The following is a 16,174-nucleotide window of genomic DNA, read 5'->3' on the forward strand; positions in this document are numbered from 1 at the left end:
CTAACGCGAGACCATGTGCATTGCCTCGTTCCGCGCATAACGGCGGGCGAGGACCGCGCCTACGAGAATCTGGATCTGGTTATAGAACATGATCGGAAGGACGATCATGCCGAAGCCGGGGGCGGCCGCGAACAGCACCTTTGCGAGCGGCAGGCCTGATGCCAGACTTTTCTTGGAGCCGCAGAACACCGCCGCTATCTCGTCTCCACGAGAGAAGCCGGAGCGACGGGCGATGAAGGTCGTGACGGCGAGAACGGCTAGCAGCAGCACCAGGCACAGGATCACCGTCAAAACAACGCTCGCTGGTGGGAGGTAAGACCACAGGCCGTCGACGACCGTCTGCGAAAACGCCGTATAAACGATCAGCAGGATGATCGCCTGATCCAGCTGGCCGATCCGCCGCTCATGCCGGCTCATGATGCCTGCCAGCCAGGGACGAGCGAGCTGGCCCGCCGCGAAAGGGACGAGGAGCTGGAGAATCACGTCGCCCAAGGCCTGGGTCAGGTCGAACCCACCTTCCACCGAGGTTCGTGTGAGCAGCGACAGCAGAACCGGCGTCAGGAGCAGCCCAAAAACGTTCGACGCAGCTGAACTGCAGATGGCTGCCGGCACGTTGCCGTTGGCCATCGCAGTAAATGCAATCGATGACGAGACTGCGGATGGAAGCGCCGCCAGATAAAGAAAGCCGAGAAGCAGATCGGCTGGCATCCAAGCCGCCGGCAGGATGCCGAACGGCATGACGATGATTGGGAACGCCACGAATGTGATGGCGAAGATGAAGAGATGCAGCCTCCATTGGACCAGACCATTGATCACAGTTTCACGTGGCAGGGCTGCGCCGTGGACGAAAAACAGCAATGCGATCCCCAGGATCCCAAGAATGTCGAGAACCTCGGCGCCCGTCCCCTGAGCTGGAGCGACGCTGGCCACGGCAACGGCTCCCATGATCAGTAGAAGGAAGGGATCGATCTTTCGCATTGTCTGTTCCTGGTGGATCGTTGAAGAGCTGTCGCGGCTGGCTCAGCCAGCCGCTCTCGCCTTGAGGCGGGTCATGGTTCACAGAACCCGAAAGAGGCCGTCGATTACGATCCAGACGAACATGGGGTAGATCGATAGCCCTAGAATGGTGCCGAAGAGACGTCCGGCGCGGACGGCGCCATCCTGGGCGGGTGCATCATCAAAAAATCGTTCGACAAACGTGTTTCGCATCAGACCTCTCCTCTGCTCCGGGGAACTCGGCACGGCTTTCTTGACAGAGCCAGGTCTGATACGTACGGCGGAACCTAATTGGTCTGAAAATTGGTCTGGATGTCATGGCTCGGGTACGCCTGTCGACGAATGATGCCACACAGCGTCTGCGCGCCCATTTGAGGCAGAACGTCTACGGTCCGCAGGATAGGCTTGAGCCTGAGCGGGTTCTGGCCCCCAAGCTCGGATGCAGCCGCGATACCCTGCGGGCAGCGCTCGATGTGCTCGAAAAGGAGGGTCTGATCTGGCGGCATGTGGGGCAAGGCACCTTCGTCGGGCCGCGCCCGGCTCATGAACCGATCCGCCCCTCGGTCCTGGCCGAGATGGCCTCACCCGCCGATGTGCTCGACGCACGAATTTTGATCGAGCCGCCGATCGCGGGCGCAGCGGCACTCTATGCCTCTGCCGAGGAGATCACGTTCTTGCGCAGTCATGCACTGAAGAGCAGTGAGGCACCTGACTGGCAGGCTTATGAACAGGCAGATGACGCCTTTCACAAAGGCATCGCTCGGATCACCAATAATCCGCTGCTGATCGCTTTTTTGGATGTTCTCTCGTCCGTGCGCGGCCGCGCCCGTTGGCAGCGGCAGCACGACCTTGCCTTCCGACGGGCGCGCAAGAAGGAATATGCAGCTCAACAGGGGCGCATGCATCTAGCCATCGTCGATGCCATCGCCGCTCGTAATCCGGAGGCAGCGCGGCAGGCCATGTTCGACCATCTGAGCGCCATTCGGACAATCATGATCAATGAGTCTACGGAGTAAAAGCAGACTTGCTTTAGGGCTGAACAAGAAAGCTCACTTCAGCACCGGCTTCGCGCCCTACTTCGGTGACTTGGCTCAAGCGAGGCCATCTACCGAAACCGCCTGAGGCAAGGCTCGATATTTCGCCGCTCGAAGTAATCTATCGCTGAGATGGGAAGAAGTGGTGCCCAGGGACGGAGTCGAACCGCCGACACTGCGATTTTCAGTCGCATGCTCTACCAACTGAGCTACCTGGGCATCCGATGCGCGACTTCTGTCGTGCGCGTCGTGGGCGGTTGTATAGTCAGACCTTTGTCGCCTGTCCAGCCGCCGCGTGAGAAAATTTTATAAGAAAAGTTATTCGGTGTCTTCCCGGTCGTCCTCGCCGCGATCCTCAGGGTCGTCGACGGCGGGAATGGCGTAGGTTCCTGACAGCCAACGGTTCAGGTCCACATCCGCACAGCGCTTGGAGCAGAAGGGCTTGTATTCCATGACAGTCGGCTTGCCGCAGATCGGGCATTTGCCAGCGGGTGCTTTCGGCGTGTTCTCGTTGGCTGGATCCATGCCTTGCCTCCTTTTCAGGGTTCAGGCGGCGTCGAGCCAGGTGAACCGCACGGGATAACCCTCCCCGTCCAGCAGTGCCACGGATTCGTAGAGCGGCAATCCCACCACGTTGGTGTAGGAGCCGACCAGCTTCACCACGAAGGTGCCCGCGAGGCCCTGGATGGCATAGCCGCCCGCCTTGCCGCGCCATTCGCCGGAGGCGAGATAACGCTCGAACTCTTCCCGCGAGAGACGCTTGAAGCGCACGCGGGTTTCCACGAGCCGCTCACGGATCGAATCCTTCGGAGTGACGAGACAGATGGAAGTATAGACCCGATGCGCTCGCCCCGAGAGCAGGCGTAGGCATCCTGCTGCCTCGTCCACCACCTCGGCCTTCGGCAGGATACGATTGCCGACCACCACCACCGTATCGGCGGAGAGGATGTAGGCGTCCTTCAGGTCCTCCCGGTTGCGTGCGGTTTTGCGGGCCACTTCCGCCTTGGTGCGCGCGAGGCGCTTGGCGAGGTCCTTGGGCCCCTCGTTCTTCAAGGGTGTTTCGTCCACATCGGCGGGCAGAAGGGCATCGGGCTCTATGCCGCCCTGCTGCAGCAGGGCGAGCCTGCGGGGCGAGGCGGAAGCCAGCACGAGCTTCGGACGCAGGCTTGAATTCGACACCTCGGAAGACGACGCCACTTTGATCTCCACGCTTCAGGGCAATCCTTAAGCCCTGCACGATTATTGCTTGCTTTTCAGGCCTAAGGCTACGCCCGGTCACAACATGGCACCGAGCGCGCGTGAATCAAGCTGCCGGAGGCGGTTCGCTCTCCGATGGCGAAACCGGCTGGGGAACGGGAGCCGCTCCCTGAGCTTCCGTGCGCTCGAGCTGACGGTAGCGCAGGACGCTCAGCGGAATTGAGGCCAGGAAGAGAACCGTAATGGCTGTCAGCATCTCCCAGGGGAAATTCGCCAGGAGCCCGAACAGCGCCACCGAGATGACGAAGATCGGCAGAACCCATTGGCGCGGCACCCTCAATCCGATGGTCTTGCCCGAATAAACCGGAATGGTGGACACCATCAGGAAGGCCAATCCCAGCAGATAGACGAGCGCGATGGGAGCAGCGGCGGGGCCGATCGAGAAGCCCAGGAACGAAAGGTAGAGGGGCAGCATCGAGGTGAGCGCCCCCGCCGGGGCCGGCATGCCGGTGAAGAAGTTCTTCTTCCATTCGGGCCGGTTCGGATCGTCGAGCATCACGTTGAAGCGGGCGAGGCGCAGTACCATGGCGATGGCGAAGACCAGTACCGCAATCCAGCCGATCGCCTTCAGCTCGTGCAGCAGGAAGCTGTAGAGCATGAGCGCCGGAGTAACGCCGAAATTGACGAAATCGGCCAGGGAATCGAGTTCCGCGCCGAAGCGGGAGGTGCCCTTCAGCATCCGCGCAATGCGTCCGTCGATCCCGTCCAGCAGCGCGGCCACGACAATGGCGACCACGGCGGGCTCATAGCGCCCCTCGAAAGACAGCCGTATCGCCGTGAGGCCGAGGCACAGGGCAATCAGGGTGATGATGTTCGGGATGATGACGCGAACCGGAACGGGCTTGAAGAGGCGCTTGCGCGGCTCGTTCGGATCCGGAGCAAAGGGCGGGAAGAGGTCACTCATGACATGAACCTAGGAGGAGCGGGCCCGACCGGCAAGCCGAGCTGAGCAGTGAGCGGATGATGGGAGAAGCGCAAACTGCTGTGGACAGTTCCGTCCAAAGGGTCAAAGGAGGCCGGGAACCGGCCTCCGCTGACGAAGATGTTAGCCGACCCGATACTGGCGGGCGGGCTCGTTGGCGGTGAGATCCGCCAGAACCGTCTCGCCGGCCACAGCCGTCTGGCCGAGGCCGACCAGCACCTGCGCGCTCATGGGCACATAGATATCCAGGCGCGAGCCGAAGCGGATGAGGCCGAAGCGCTCGCCAGTGCTCAGGGAATCTCCCACCTTTACGAAGGAGACGATGCGGCGCGCCACGAGTCCGGCAATCTGCACCACGCCAATGCGGGTGCCCGCTGTCTCGATGACCAGGGCATTGCGCTCGTTGTCCTCGCTCGCCTTGTCGAGCTCGGCATTGAGGAAAAGGCCCGGCGTATAAAGGATTTGCTCGATGCGGCCCGTGACCGGCGAGCGGTTCACGTGGCAGTCAAACACGTTCATAAAGACCGAGATGCGGGTCATCGGCTCAGGGGGGAGGCTGAGCTCGGCCGGGGGAACGGCCGTGGTGATGAGGTTCACCCGCCCGTCCGCCGGGGAGATCACGAGGCCCTCGCGCATGGGGGTCACGCGCGGCGGATCGCGGAAGAAGTAGCACACCCACACGGTGAGGATGGCCCCGATCCAGCCCAGGGGCGACCAGAGCCAAGCCAGGACGATGGTCGCGAACAGCGCGATCAGGATGAAGGGATAACCCTCCTTGTGGATCGGGACGAAGATGCGGCGCATCGATTCCAGGATATCGGTCATTCGCTTGAAACCTTATTGAGTTTGCGAGGGGATGGCAGGAGCCGGCGCTCCCGTCAACCTGCCACGCTCTCCCCGGACCGTTCCTGCTCTTCCGTGCGCTTGAGCGTTTCGCGGGCCTGATCGGCCTCGCGCTGGCGATTCCACATGGACGAATAGACCCCGCCCTGCGCCAGCAGGCTGGCATGATTGCCCCGCTCCACGATGCGGCCCTGATCGAGCACGATGATCTCGTCGGCACCGATCACGGTGGACAGGCGGTGGGCGATCACGAGGGTGGTACGGCCCCGGCTGACCCGGTCGAGGGCATCCTGGATCTCCTTTTCCGTAAAGGTATCGAGGGCCGATGTGGCCTCGTCGAGCACCAGGATCGGTGGTGCCTTCAGGATGGTGCGGGCAATGGCCACGCGCTGCTTCTCGCCCCCTGAGAGCTTCAGGCCGCGCTCGCCGACGGGCGTGTCGTAGCCTTCCGGCAGGAGCTTGATGAAGCGGTCGATCTGAGCAAGGCGAGCGGCTTCCCTCACCTCCTCCTCGGACGCGTCCCAGCGGCCGTACTGGATGTTGTAGCCGATCGTGTCGTTGAACAGCACGGTATCCTGCGGGACCATGCCGATGATCTTGCGGAGCGATCCCTGCTGCACGTCGGCGATGTTCTGCCCATCGATGAGGATTCGCCCGCTCGTGGGCTCGTAGAAGCGGAAGAGGAGACGCGAGATGGTGGATTTGCCCGCGCCCGAAGGCCCGACGATGGCGACCGTGTGCCCGGCCGGCACCTCGAAGCTCACGCCCTTCAGGATTGGGCGCTCCGGAATGTAGGAAAAGTGCACATCCTCGAAGCGTACGACGGCCTGCTTGACCTCAAGCGGCTTCGCCCCCGGCTTGTCCTGAATCTCGGGGTTGCGCTCGATGATGTTGAACATGTCGTCGATGTCGATGAGCGCCTGTTTGATCTCACGATAGAGCATGCCCATGAAGTTCAGGGGGATGTAGAGCTGTACCAGCATGGCGTTCACGAGCACGAAGCTGCCGACGGAAACGCGCCCTGCCATGATGTCCCGCGCCGCGAGCACCATCACGACGCCCATGCCGATGGAGAAGATCACGGCCTGACCTGCGTTCAGCACGGCAAGCGAGGTGTAAGTCTGCGTCGAAGCCTTTTCGTAGCGTTCCATGGAGCGGTCGTAACGCGCGGTTTCGCGTTGCTCGGCCCCGAAATACTTGACCGTCTCGTAGTTAAGCAGCGAGTCGACCGCCTTGGTGTTGGCGTCCGTGTCGGAATCGTTCATCTGCTTGCGGATCGAGATACGCCACTGCGTCGCCTTGTAGGTATAGGCGAGATAGACCACCACCATCCCGAAGACGACGGCGGAATAGGTCCAGTCAAACTCCCAGGCGAGAAGGCCGAGAACCAGCACGAATTCGAGAATGGTCGGCACCAGCGTCAGCACCACGAGGCGCGACAATTCCTCGATGCCCTCGCGGCCACGCTCAAGCACACGGGTGAGGCCGCCGGTCTTGCGCTCGAGATGAAACCGCAGGGACAGCCGATGCATATGCTCGAAGGCCTGGAGCGCGAGATTGCGCACCGCATGCATGGCGACCTTCGCGAACAGGCCGTCGCGCACCTGGGTCAGCACCGCCATGAGGATCCGGGTGACGCCATAGATGATGGTGAGAATGATCGGCGACTTCCACAGCCACGATCCGGCGGTGGCGGCCGCTTCCGTGGCCTGATTGCCGCTGCTGGTGACCGCCACGAGGGCATCCGTCGCCCATTTGAAGGCGAACGGCGTCACCATCGTCACGCCCTTGGCGACGAGGAGGAGCCCGAAAGCCAGAAAAACGCGGCGCTGGAGATCGGGCCGCCCTTGCGGCCAGAGATAGGGCCAGAGCTTCGTCCAGGTTTCGGCCAAGCCGTTAGCTTTGCGCACGGTGGCGCTCGTCGAGGGGACCGAGGCGGTGGGGGGCATGATCAGAGAATCCGAATGTACTATCGGACCCCGATATAAGGGATCGAGCACAGGAATTCACCCTGCCATGCCCGCAGGTCTAGCCAGACTTAGTTGGTTTTCTGTTCCTGCTCGGTCGGCAGCACGAAAACTTGGCCAGGATAGATCAGGTTAGGATTGCGGATCTGATCCTTGTTCGCCCCGTAGATCACCGTGTAGCGGTAGCCCGCGCCATAGATCCGCTGGCTGATCCGCCAGAGATTGTCGCCCTTGGAGATGATGGCCGTGTTGATGTTGGGAATGACGACCGTTCCCGCCTCCCCCGCCGCGGCGATCTGAGCATCGACGTTGGGCTTCTCGGCAGACTGCACCTGGATGGAAACATCGGGAGTGGCCGAGGCGACGGGGACTTCAGGCAACGCGGAGGCAACCTGCTCCGGCACGTTGAAGCCGACTTCGGCGCGGGACTTCACCTGCCCGGAAACCGGGTCCACGTCATCGAGCCTGATGCGGTAATCGCCCGGACGAACGCCGGAGCCGATCGAGAAGGAGACCTTGCCGTCTCCCCCTGCGCCGCCTGGAGCGATGAGGGTCTCATTGAGATAGAGGCGCACCGTCGCTCCCGGAGCCGAGAGCCCGGACACGAACAGCTTCCCGCTCTCCGCTTCCACGCTCACTATCTTGATCTCGGGACGTGTTGCGGGCTGAGCGGGGGGCTGCTGAGCAGGAGGTTCAGGATTGGCGCTGGCCTGCTGCTGCGGCTGAGGCGCAGGCTGAGCGGGCTCCTCGGGCTTCGCCGGCGGCTCAGGCTCCTTCTGGGCGACCTGCGGCTCAGGCGGCTCGGGATTGGAGAGAACCACCGTCGGCTGGTTCGGCGTGGTAAGGGTCACTAGGGGCCGCTTCTGGGCCGCGTCGATCACCACCGTTACGGTCTGGGGGGAACGCTGGCGCACGCCATCCGGAGCAATGGATTGCAGTGCTACCTGATGAGAACCCGGCGGAAGGGTCGGCGGCACGATGGCGAAGAGGCCGGATGCATCGGCCACGCCGCGGGCATGAACGTGATCGCCCCGCATCAGCTCGATGGTCGCGCCGGGAGCCGCGCGCCCGGCGATCACGCTCTCGCCATTGGGCTCCACGCGAACCAGATCGAAGGATGGCACGATGGAAGGCTCGGACGGCTTGGTCTCGGCGGCCTTGGGTTCCGGTGCCTTGGCTGGCGTCCCGGCTGCGGGCTTCTGCTGTGGAGCAGGCTGCTGAAGAGCGGCTTGAGGCGCAGGGGTCTGGCTTGAGGTTTCAGGGGTGCTGGGCCAGGCCCAGTAAAGGGCACCGACAAGAACTGCGACGACGCCTGCGGCGGCTGCGCCGAGGATCGCAATGGTTCCTTTGATTTCTGTCGCCTGAGCCATGCTGCTTTTTCTCAACCGCGGCACTTTCATGCATTTAAACCATTTATCTTTCAAAAGGCTACGGCCATATAAGGGAATCTGTATGTTTTATGATTCAACGCGGGAGGCTCCCCGCCTCCCCGGAACGCCCATGTCAGAACTCAAGCCTATCAAATCAATCTGTGTTTATTGCGGCTCCGGCTTCGGAGACGATCCCGTTTTCGCTGAAAATGCGGCGGCATTAGGCCGTTACATGGCCGAGCAGGGAATCAGCCTCGTCTATGGTGGGGGCAACGTTGGCCTCATGGGCACGGTCGCCCAGGCAACGCTCGATAACGGCGGTTATGTCACAGGCATCATTCCCGATTTTCTGAAATCCCGCGAGAAGCTCCTCGATGAGGTGCAGGAAACCATCGTCGTGCCGGACATGCACACGCGCAAGCGCCTGATGTTCGAAAAGGCCGATGCATTCGTGGCTCTTCCGGGCGGCATCGGCACGCTGGAGGAGCTCGTAGAGCAGATGACATGGGCCCAGCTCGGCCGTCACACGAAGCCGATCCTCATGCTGAGCACGAAGAGCTTCTGGAAGCCGCTGCTCACCCTCTTCGCCCATATGCGCGACCAGGGCTTCATCCGTCCCGGCCTCGAGCTCAACTACCTCGTGGCCGAAAAGGTCGAGGACGTGATCCCGATGCTTCAGGACGCGGCGCGCCGCGTCGGCATCGTCGAGAATGCGGATCTCATCGAGTCCAAGTTCTGAAAAGAGAACTCATCCTGCGCGGGACAGAAGGAGCCCGCCCAGGATAAACGCGATTGCCATGAGTCTTTGCCAGGTAATCGCCTGCACAGGCAGGCCAAAGCCTCCAACGGCGTCCAGGAGCAGAGCAGCAACTACCTGGCCGAAGATCAGCGCGGCCACAGTGCTCATGGCGCCCAGTTGCGGCACTCCCCAGATGACGATGGCTACATAGAAAGCTCCCAGAACCCCACCGAGCCAAGCCCACCACGGGGCAGCGGCCATTGCGCCCTCCGCGGGCCATGAACCCCGAAGCAAGGCTATGACGGCGAGCAGAACGAAGCCGACTCCGAACGAAACGCCTGCCGCCAACAGAGGGTCTCCCAGCGCCCGGGCCAGCGATGCATTGATGGGGGCCTGCGCGGCCACGAAAATGCCGCCCAGAACGATCCCCAAGAGGGGAAGTAAAAGTGAGATGCTCATGGGTTGTCTCATAATGGAGATGAAAGCCGCTCTTGATTGACGGTCAAGCGCCGTCCTCTTTCTGACAACGCGCATCAGTGCCGTCCCGAAGGCAGTCCCAGCACATGCCGGAAGCTCCTTCGAGATGCAGCCTTCAGTGGCCCGTCAGAATGACGGTTTGGATCCGCATAAAACGCTTAAAGCGTCGCCCCGCCTTTCAGCAGCTTGTAGATCATGGAATCCGTCAGGGCCTGGAACGAGGCGTCGATGATGTTGGCCGACACGCCGATGGTGGTCCAGCGTTCGCCCGTGGCGTCGGTGAATTCGATGAGCACGCGCGTCACGGCGTCCGAGCCGCCCTGATAGATGCGCACCTTATAGTCCACCAGCTCCAGATCCTGGATCAGGTTCTGATATTTGCCGAGGTCCTTGCGCAAGGCCACGTCAAGCGCATTCACGGGACCGTTGCCTTCGGCGGCGGAGATGAGAACCTCATCGCCCACGCGCACCTTCACGATGGCCTCCGAGGCCGTGACGAGCTCGCCCATGGCGTTGTAGCGGCGCTCCACATTGACCGAGAAGCGCTCTACGTCGAAGAAGGCAGGAACCTCGCCCAGCATGCGCTTGACCAGCACGTAGAAGGAAGCGTCCGCTCCCTCGAAGGCGAAGCCTTCCGCTTCCTTGCGCTTCACCTCGTCGAGCACGCGGGCGATGCGCGGATCGCCCTTCTCCAGTTCGAAGCCGCAACGCTTGAGCTCGGCGAGGATGTTCGACTGCCCACCCTGATCCGACACCAGCACCTTGCGCGCATTCCCGACGACATCCGGCTCCACATGCTCGTAGGTGCGCGGGTCCTTGAGCACGGCTGAGGCATGGATGCCCGCCTTGGTCGCGAACGCGCTCGCGCCGACGAACGGAGCATGGCGGTTGGGCTGGCGGTTGAGGACTTCGTCCACCTGCCTGGACACATGGGTCAGCCCGCTCAAAGCCTCGTCCGACACGCCGAGATCGAAACGCGATGCGTAAACATCCTTCAGCTTCAACGCACCGATCAGCGTGATGAGGTTGGCGTTGCCGCAGCGTTCTCCGAGGCCGTTGAGCGTGCCTTGAATGTGACGGGCTCCTGCCTCGACTGCGGCGAGCGAATTGGCAACCGCGCAGCCGCAATCGTCGTGGGCGTGAACGCCGAGATGAGCACCTGGCACGACCTTCGTGACGGACGTCACGATCTCCGTCACCTCGTGAGGCAGGGTGCCGCCATTGGTGTCGCAGAGCACGACCCATCGCGCACCGGCTTCATAGGCCGTCCTCGCGCAGGAGAGCGCGTAATCCGGATTGGCCTTGTAGCCATCGAAGAAATGCTCGCAATCGACGATTACTTCACGCCCCTTGGCGCGCGCGGCCTCGACGCTGTCGCGGATACCGGCGAGGTTCTCCTCAGGCGTCGTCTCGAGCGCCACCCGCACGTGGTAATCCCAGGCTTTCGCGACAAAGCAGATCGCATCGGCCTGCGCGTCGAGAAGCGCCGAGACGCCGGGATCGTTCGAGACGGAGCGCCCTGCCCGCTTCGTCATCCCGAAGGCCGTGAACTTGGCGTTCTTCGTACGCTTTTCAGAGAAGAAGGTGGTGTCGAGCGGGTTAGCGCCCGGATAACCGCCCTCGACGTAATCGATCCCGAGCTTGTCGAGAAGCGCTGCAACGGCGCGCTTGTCTTCCAATGAGAAATCGACGCCCGTGGTCTGCGCGCCGTCGCGCAAGGTCGTGTCGAAGAGATAGACGCGCTCGCGGGTCATGATGACAACTTCCTGTCCTCGGCGGATGCGAGGCGCTTTTCCATGGTGGTGGTGCCGAGCCACTCGTCTCCGAGAGACAAGGTGTTGCGGCGTTGCGGCTGGAAGCCCTGCTTCTGGAAGAAGGGCTGGGCGTTGTCGCTCACCTCTGCCACGAGGCGCGACGCGCCGCGCGCGGTGGCGAGCTTCTCCACCGCGTCATAGAGCATGGTGCCGATCCCCTGCCCCGCCACGGCGGGATGCACATGGAAGAGCTCGATCAGCTCGTTGTCTTTCAAGGCAATGAAACCGACAGCGGAACCTTCAAGCGTCGCGATGAGCGTGAGATCCTTCGTCAGCTTCTGGGCAAAGTCCGCATCGTCGGCCTGCATCATCCAGGCTTCCTGCTGCGCCTCGCTGTAATCCTCTCCCGTCAACTCTTCGATGCTCGCCTGAAAGATTTCGACGAGCGCTGGCATGTCGGCGGGAAGAAAGGGACGAAGCCCAGGCTTCGGCAATGACTGTCCCATCAGCGTGCAACCTCCCAAGTGGTGGTGCCGTCCTTGTTGTCCTTCACCACGACATTCAACGCCGCGAGTTCGTCGCGAATGCGGTCGGACTCAGCCCAGTTTTTCGATGCCCGCGCCTCTTTGCGGGCGGCGATCAAGCCTTCGACCACAGCGGGATCGACGGAAAGCGAGGCTTGCTTACGCGCCTTCCATGCCTCAGCCCCTTCGGCCAGAAAGCCCATGGCGCGCAGGTTCGCACCGAGTTCCTCATGTGCCCCCTGCCCGTCCAAAGCATGGAGCTCGGCCAGCATCTTCGGCGTGTTGAGATCGTCCGCGAGAGCCTCGACGACCTGCTCGGAGAGACGTGCAGCATCGCCATGGCCCGCAAGGTCGTACCAACGGTCAAGGGTCTTCTGGCTTTCCTCAAGTCCCTTCGCCGTCCAGTCGATGGGCTGGCGGTAATGGGTGCGCAGCATGTTGAAGCGCAAAACCTCGCCCGGCCAGTCTTTCAGCAGATCGTGGATGGTGAAGAAGTTGCCGAGCGACTTCGACATCTTCTCGCCTTCCACCTGCAGGAAGCCGTTGTGCATCCAGACATTGGCCATCCGCGGCGTGTCGAACGCGCAGCAGCTCTGCGCGATCTCGTTCTCGTGGTGCGGGAACACGAGGTCGATGCCGCCACCGTGGATGTCGAAGATCTCGCGCTCGGTCGGGTCGCTGCAGGTGAGACGGTTCTCGAAGGCCTGGATCAGGTGCTTCCACGACATGGCGGAGCACTCGATATGCCAGCCGGGACGGCCCGGTGTCTTGATGCCTGCTGGCGAGGGCCAGGATGGATCGTTCGGGCCGGACGGCTTCCAGAGAACGAAATCCATGGGGTCGCGCTTGTAGGGCGCCACATCCACGCGGGCGCCGGAAAGCAACTCGTCGAGGGAACGCTTCGAGAAGGCGCCGTATTGCGGCACGCCGGAGAGCTTCTGCATGCCCGACACCGAGAAGAGCACATGCTCCTCGGCCACATAGGCGGTCCCCCGCTCGATGAGACGCTCGATGATCATGCGCATCTCGTCGATATGCTCGGTCGCCCTAGGCTCGACGAAGCTCGGCCGCTGCCCGGGAAGGTTCACGTCCTCCGGCATCAGGACGCCGAGGGCGCGGATGTCGGCGTGGAACTGTTCCTCGGTTTTCCGGGTCACTTCCCGGATGGCGTCGTTGTGGGGCAGGTCCGGGTAATCGCGAGCGGCGCGGGCGTTAATCTTGTCGTCCACATCCGTGATGTTGCGCACATACGTCACGCTTTCCGTGCCGTACACATGTCTCAACAGACGGAACAGAAGGTCGAAGACGATGATGGGGCGGGCGTTGCCGATATGGGCGTAGTCGTAAACCGTGGGGCCGCAGACATACATGCGCACACCCGTAGGATCGATCGGGACGAAGGCGTCCTTCGACCGGGTAAGCGTGTTGTAGAGTTTCAGCTGGGGCGCCATGAAACCAAGTCCCTATCAGGCCACGAGGCCGGAGATTGGTTTCATTCTTGGAATGAGAACGAGACGGCTCCAGCCAGCGTGGGTCGCTAGCCGCAAATAATCCCGGAAATGAGGATCGTTGCCGTGTTCATGAAACAATCAATGCCTCGTCCGCTGGCAGGCGTCAAGGTTCCCATGCTGGTTAGCACAGTTGATTTGCAGGCATGCAAGAAACGTGTCTTTACCAAACCCGTTAGAGCTTTATTCACGGGGTTCCGTGACAATAAAGCACGAGTTCAATTGATGAGGTTTTCTATGCGCCGCGCATTCACCATGCTCGGATTGAGTACTGCTGCGTTCATTGGGGCAGCGTCTCTCACCCTGCTTCCCGGCGGCACTCAAGCCTCATCGTCCGAAGCGACCTTCCTGGTCCCCGCAGCCGATGGTTACGGCGTCGCGGAATGCCTCATCTCAAACCAGCCTTGTGGCCAAGTTGTGGCCAATACTTGGTGCGAGGCTCAGGGCTACGCCAAGGCAGTATCGTTCCGCCAGATTGACGCCGAGACGACGGGCTCGATCCAGAAGGTGTCCATGGCAGCACCGGAAGATCGTCCGATCTCGATCACCTGCTCGAACTGAGAGCGTTAAGCCGCCCTACCTCAAGATGAGGCAGGCATCGGCGCCAGCATGGCCCGGGCTGTTTTCAAGACGGCCCGGGTCACGTCGGCCATCACCGGACCCACGATCCGGCTTTCCTGCCAGAACAAAGGCACCTCAAAGGGAAAGCGGGGATCGAGGGCCACCAATCGCCCCGCCCGCAGGTATTCTCTCACCAGAAGCTCCGGATTCATTCCCCACCCTAACCCGGCAAGGGCGGCATCTACGAAAGCTTGGGATGAGGGCAGCCAGTGCTGCGGCGGCTGAATCTCCGTCTCGAATACCTTCTGCAGCCATAGATTCTGCAACCTGTCCTTCTGATTGAAGATCAGACTCGGGGCGCGGGCCGCATTCTCCTGATTGAATCCGTTGGGAAACCAGCGCTCGCAAAAACCTGGGCTTGCAGTTGCTGCGTAACGCAAGGCGCCTAGGGGACGGCAATTGCACCCTTGGATCGGCGTACCATGCGAAGTGACGGCCGCCATGACTTCCCCGCGCCGCAGCCAATCCGCGCTGTAATCCTGATCGTCCACCACCAGATCGAAGAGGAACCCCTGTGTCTCCGCCATGGCCGGGATGAACCATGTGGCAAGACTATCCGCGTTCACGGCAATGCGCAGGGTCATGGGCCGGGTGTCGGCTTGAAGCCTCGGAAGGCTTTGCCGCATGGCGTTCTCAAGAAGGGCCACCTGTTCCAGATGTTGGCACAGACGCTGCCCGACATCGGTCGCCAAGCAAGGCTGACCGCGAATGACGAGAACCGTTCCGACCCTTTCTTCCAGGAGCTTGATCCGCTGGGAGATTGCGGAAGGTGTCACGTTCAGCTGCTGCGCAGCGCGCTCGAAACTGCCGCTCCGGACCACCGCAGCAAGGGCGGACAGTTGCTCATAGTCGAACATGGATAAGTTTTTCTAATGTGAGGATAGTTTCTTTAACTATCCTAATCTCAAGACTCCGCTTACGGAAGGTCGACCTTTCGCTTGGACGATCGATATGACCTCCCCTCTTCTTGCAGGCTTCCTCCTCGGCCTCAGCCTGATCCTCCCTATCGGCGCTCAGAATGCCTTTGTTCTGCGGGTGGGCTTGCGCGGCGAGCATGTCTGGGCCGTCTGCCTGGCTTGCGCCCTCTCGGATGCCCTGTTGATCCTGGCCGGCGTCTCCGGCTTTTCCCATATCAGCGCGACCCTGCCCTGGGCCGAGGATGTTCTACGTTACTTCGGCGCCGCATTCCTCATCGTATATGGCGCCCGCAGCTTCAGGGACGCATTCCGGACTGAAGCCCTGAAACCTTCGGAAGCCGCGCCGGAGAGCCTGAAGCGCGTGGTGCTCACCTGCCTGGCCTTCACGTGGCTCAACCCGCATGTCTATCTCGACACGGTGGTTCTCATCGGCTCAATCTCAACGCAGTTTTCGGAGAGCCGGGGCCTGTTCGCCCTTGGAGCGATGCTGGCCTCGTTCACGTTCTTCTTCTCGCTTGGCTATGGCGCGCGTCTCCTCAAGCCGCTCTTCGCGCGGCCTGTGACATGGCGCATCCTTGATGTGGCCATTGGACTCATCATGTGGGTCACAGCGGCAAGGCTGCTGCTGAACGAAACCTGATCAGCCGCCGCTACTTGTTCAGCCATTCCCCGCATTTCGGCGGAACTTCCGTGCCCCAGGGCATCAATGGCACGCTCGAGGTCGAATTCTTGGGCGATCCCTCGATGGGACGGTCCGAGTAGACCATGTAGACGAGCGTATTGCGCTTCGCATCGCAGCCACGGACGATCTGCATCTTCTTGAAGATGAGCGAGCGCCGTTCGCTGAACACCACGTCCCCCTGGCCGAAGCGCTGCTTGAACTTCACCGGGCCGACCTGACGGCAGGACAGCGAGATGTCGGAGACCTCCTCCGCCACGCCGAACGTGCCGGAGATGCCGCCCCGTTCCGGGGTCGTGTAGTGACAAGCGACACCCTCCACCAGCGGATCGTCGATCCCGTAGACGGCAAGCTTGTCGTCCGGGGTGAGCGCCCGCCAGACAGTGGACTTCTTGAAGATCAGGTCCGGCTCCTGGGCCGTGGCACCGAGGGTGCCTCCCATGACGAGGGCAAGGGCCAGGACGATTCGCGCAAGCATTCTTCGTTGTCTCCTAATGCTACGCTCCATGTGGGGATGCCGCCCGCTTTTGACGAGAGTGCCGCAACCTTATTTGCTCCCAGGACCG

Annotated in this window: 18 protein-coding genes and 1 tRNA gene; 4 read left to right on the forward strand and 15 right to left on the reverse strand. The window is 61.8% G+C overall.

Translation table 11 applies throughout. The features are described from left to right. Together BLP10_RS01750 and BLP10_RS23040 are read right to left on the reverse strand one after the other, a co-directional pair. On the reverse strand, positions 1 to 978 hold the full coding sequence (locus BLP10_RS01750; RefSeq protein ID WP_091128835.1) for a bile acid:sodium symporter family protein: 978 nt from the start codon (positions 976 to 978) through the stop codon (positions 1 to 3). A gap of 78 nt (positions 979 to 1,056) precedes the next feature. Beyond that, the gene (locus tag BLP10_RS23040; RefSeq protein WP_175493730.1) at positions 1,057 to 1,209 is read right to left on the reverse strand and encodes a hypothetical protein; all 153 of its coding nucleotides are present in this window, start codon (positions 1,207 to 1,209) and stop codon (positions 1,057 to 1,059) included. A gap of 104 nt (positions 1,210 to 1,313) precedes the next feature. Here BLP10_RS23040 and BLP10_RS01755 point away from each other — a divergent pair, with 104 nt between their 5' ends. Next, the gene (locus BLP10_RS01755; protein WP_091128839.1) at positions 1,314 to 2,012 is read left to right on the forward strand and encodes a FadR/GntR family transcriptional regulator; all 699 of its coding nucleotides are present in this window, start codon (positions 1,314 to 1,316) and stop codon (positions 2,010 to 2,012) included. A 161-nt stretch (positions 2,013 to 2,173) separates the two neighbouring features. On the opposite strand, the gene BLP10_RS01760 is transcribed toward BLP10_RS01755, so the two are convergent. The 7 genes from BLP10_RS01760 to BLP10_RS01790 all read right to left on the reverse strand — a co-directional run bounded on the left by BLP10_RS01760 (position 2,174) and on the right by BLP10_RS01790 (position 8,389). Then, a tRNA-Phe gene (locus BLP10_RS01760) sits at positions 2,174 to 2,249 on the reverse strand. A gap of 99 nt (positions 2,250 to 2,348) precedes the next feature. After that, positions 2,349 to 2,555 carry a DNA gyrase inhibitor YacG gene (gene yacG, locus BLP10_RS01765; RefSeq protein WP_091128842.1) on the reverse strand — a complete coding sequence of 69 codons (207 nt, stop codon included), beginning with the start codon at positions 2,553 to 2,555 and terminating at the stop codon, positions 2,349 to 2,351. A 21-nt stretch (positions 2,556 to 2,576) separates the two neighbouring features. Then, entirely contained in the window at positions 2,577 to 3,227 is a 651-nt protein-coding gene (locus BLP10_RS01770) for a Maf-like protein (RefSeq protein WP_091130044.1), read from the reverse strand. A gap of 106 nt (positions 3,228 to 3,333) precedes the next feature. Beyond that, positions 3,334 to 4,191 (reverse strand): CDP-alcohol phosphatidyltransferase family protein, encoded by an 858-nt coding sequence (locus BLP10_RS01775; RefSeq protein WP_091128846.1) that lies wholly within the window; start codon positions 4,189 to 4,191, stop codon positions 3,334 to 3,336. 141 nt (positions 4,192 to 4,332) lie between these two features. Continuing rightward, complete coding sequence (locus BLP10_RS01780) at positions 4,333 to 5,034, reverse strand: phosphatidylserine decarboxylase (protein ID WP_091128849.1); 702 nt, start codon at positions 5,032 to 5,034, stop codon at positions 4,333 to 4,335. Between the two features lie 53 nt (positions 5,035 to 5,087). Further along, positions 5,088 to 7,001, reverse strand: a complete 1,914-nt coding sequence (locus BLP10_RS01785) for an ABCB family ABC transporter ATP-binding protein/permease (protein ID WP_091128853.1) — start codon at positions 6,999 to 7,001, stop codon at positions 5,088 to 5,090. Between the two features lie 89 nt (positions 7,002 to 7,090). Beyond that, on the reverse strand, positions 7,091 to 8,389 hold the full coding sequence (locus tag BLP10_RS01790) for a LysM peptidoglycan-binding domain-containing protein (RefSeq protein ID WP_175493731.1): 1,299 nt from the start codon (positions 8,387 to 8,389) through the stop codon (positions 7,091 to 7,093). A gap of 130 nt (positions 8,390 to 8,519) precedes the next feature. On the opposite strand from BLP10_RS01790, the gene BLP10_RS01795 reads away from it, so the two are divergent. Continuing rightward, on the forward strand, positions 8,520 to 9,128 hold the full coding sequence (locus tag BLP10_RS01795; protein WP_091130048.1) for an LOG family protein: 609 nt from the start codon (positions 8,520 to 8,522) through the stop codon (positions 9,126 to 9,128). Between the two features lie 9 nt (positions 9,129 to 9,137). Here BLP10_RS01795 and BLP10_RS01800 read toward each other — a convergent pair whose 3' ends face one another. The 4 genes from BLP10_RS01800 to cysS form a co-directional block, all read right to left on the reverse strand. Further along, entirely contained in the window at positions 9,138 to 9,587 is a 450-nt protein-coding gene (locus BLP10_RS01800) for a DMT family transporter (RefSeq protein WP_091128861.1), read from the reverse strand. A 176-nt stretch (positions 9,588 to 9,763) separates the two neighbouring features. Continuing rightward, a complete protein-coding gene (gene cimA, locus BLP10_RS01805) occupies positions 9,764 to 11,359 on the reverse strand; it encodes a citramalate synthase (RefSeq protein ID WP_091128865.1) in 1,596 nt (531 codons plus the stop codon). After that, positions 11,356 to 11,865, reverse strand: a complete 510-nt coding sequence (locus BLP10_RS01810) for a GNAT family N-acetyltransferase (protein WP_091128868.1) — start codon at positions 11,863 to 11,865, stop codon at positions 11,356 to 11,358. The genes cimA and BLP10_RS01810 overlap by 4 nt, the downstream gene beginning before the upstream one ends. Beyond that, complete coding sequence (gene cysS / locus BLP10_RS01815; protein WP_091128871.1) at positions 11,865 to 13,334, reverse strand: cysteine--tRNA ligase; 1,470 nt, start codon at positions 13,332 to 13,334, stop codon at positions 11,865 to 11,867. The genes BLP10_RS01810 and cysS overlap by 1 nt, the downstream gene beginning before the upstream one ends. A gap of 294 nt (positions 13,335 to 13,628) precedes the next feature. Between cysS and BLP10_RS01820 the strand changes: the two genes are divergently transcribed. Then, the gene (locus BLP10_RS01820) at positions 13,629 to 13,952 is read left to right on the forward strand and encodes a hypothetical protein (protein ID WP_091128874.1); all 324 of its coding nucleotides are present in this window, start codon (positions 13,629 to 13,631) and stop codon (positions 13,950 to 13,952) included. Between the two features lie 20 nt (positions 13,953 to 13,972). Here BLP10_RS01820 and BLP10_RS01825 read toward each other — a convergent pair whose 3' ends face one another. Then, a complete protein-coding gene (locus tag BLP10_RS01825) occupies positions 13,973 to 14,869 on the reverse strand; it encodes a LysR family transcriptional regulator ArgP (RefSeq protein ID WP_091128877.1) in 897 nt (298 codons plus the stop codon). A 94-nt stretch (positions 14,870 to 14,963) separates the two neighbouring features. On the opposite strand from BLP10_RS01825, the gene BLP10_RS01830 reads away from it, so the two are divergent. After that, positions 14,964 to 15,569 (forward strand): LysE/ArgO family amino acid transporter, encoded by a 606-nt coding sequence (locus tag BLP10_RS01830; RefSeq protein WP_091128879.1) that lies wholly within the window; start codon positions 14,964 to 14,966, stop codon positions 15,567 to 15,569. Positions 15,570 to 15,579: 10 nt separating this feature from the next. Here the strand turns inward: BLP10_RS01830 and BLP10_RS01835 are convergent, their stop codons facing one another. Beyond that, the gene (locus tag BLP10_RS01835; protein ID WP_091128884.1) at positions 15,580 to 16,086 is read right to left on the reverse strand and encodes a CreA family protein; all 507 of its coding nucleotides are present in this window, start codon (positions 16,084 to 16,086) and stop codon (positions 15,580 to 15,582) included. Between the last annotated feature and the right edge of the window lie 88 nt (positions 16,087 to 16,174).

The sequence above is a fragment of the Microvirga guangxiensis genome (assembly GCF_900102135.1).
Lineage (GTDB): Bacteria > Pseudomonadota > Alphaproteobacteria > Rhizobiales > Beijerinckiaceae > Microvirga > Microvirga guangxiensis.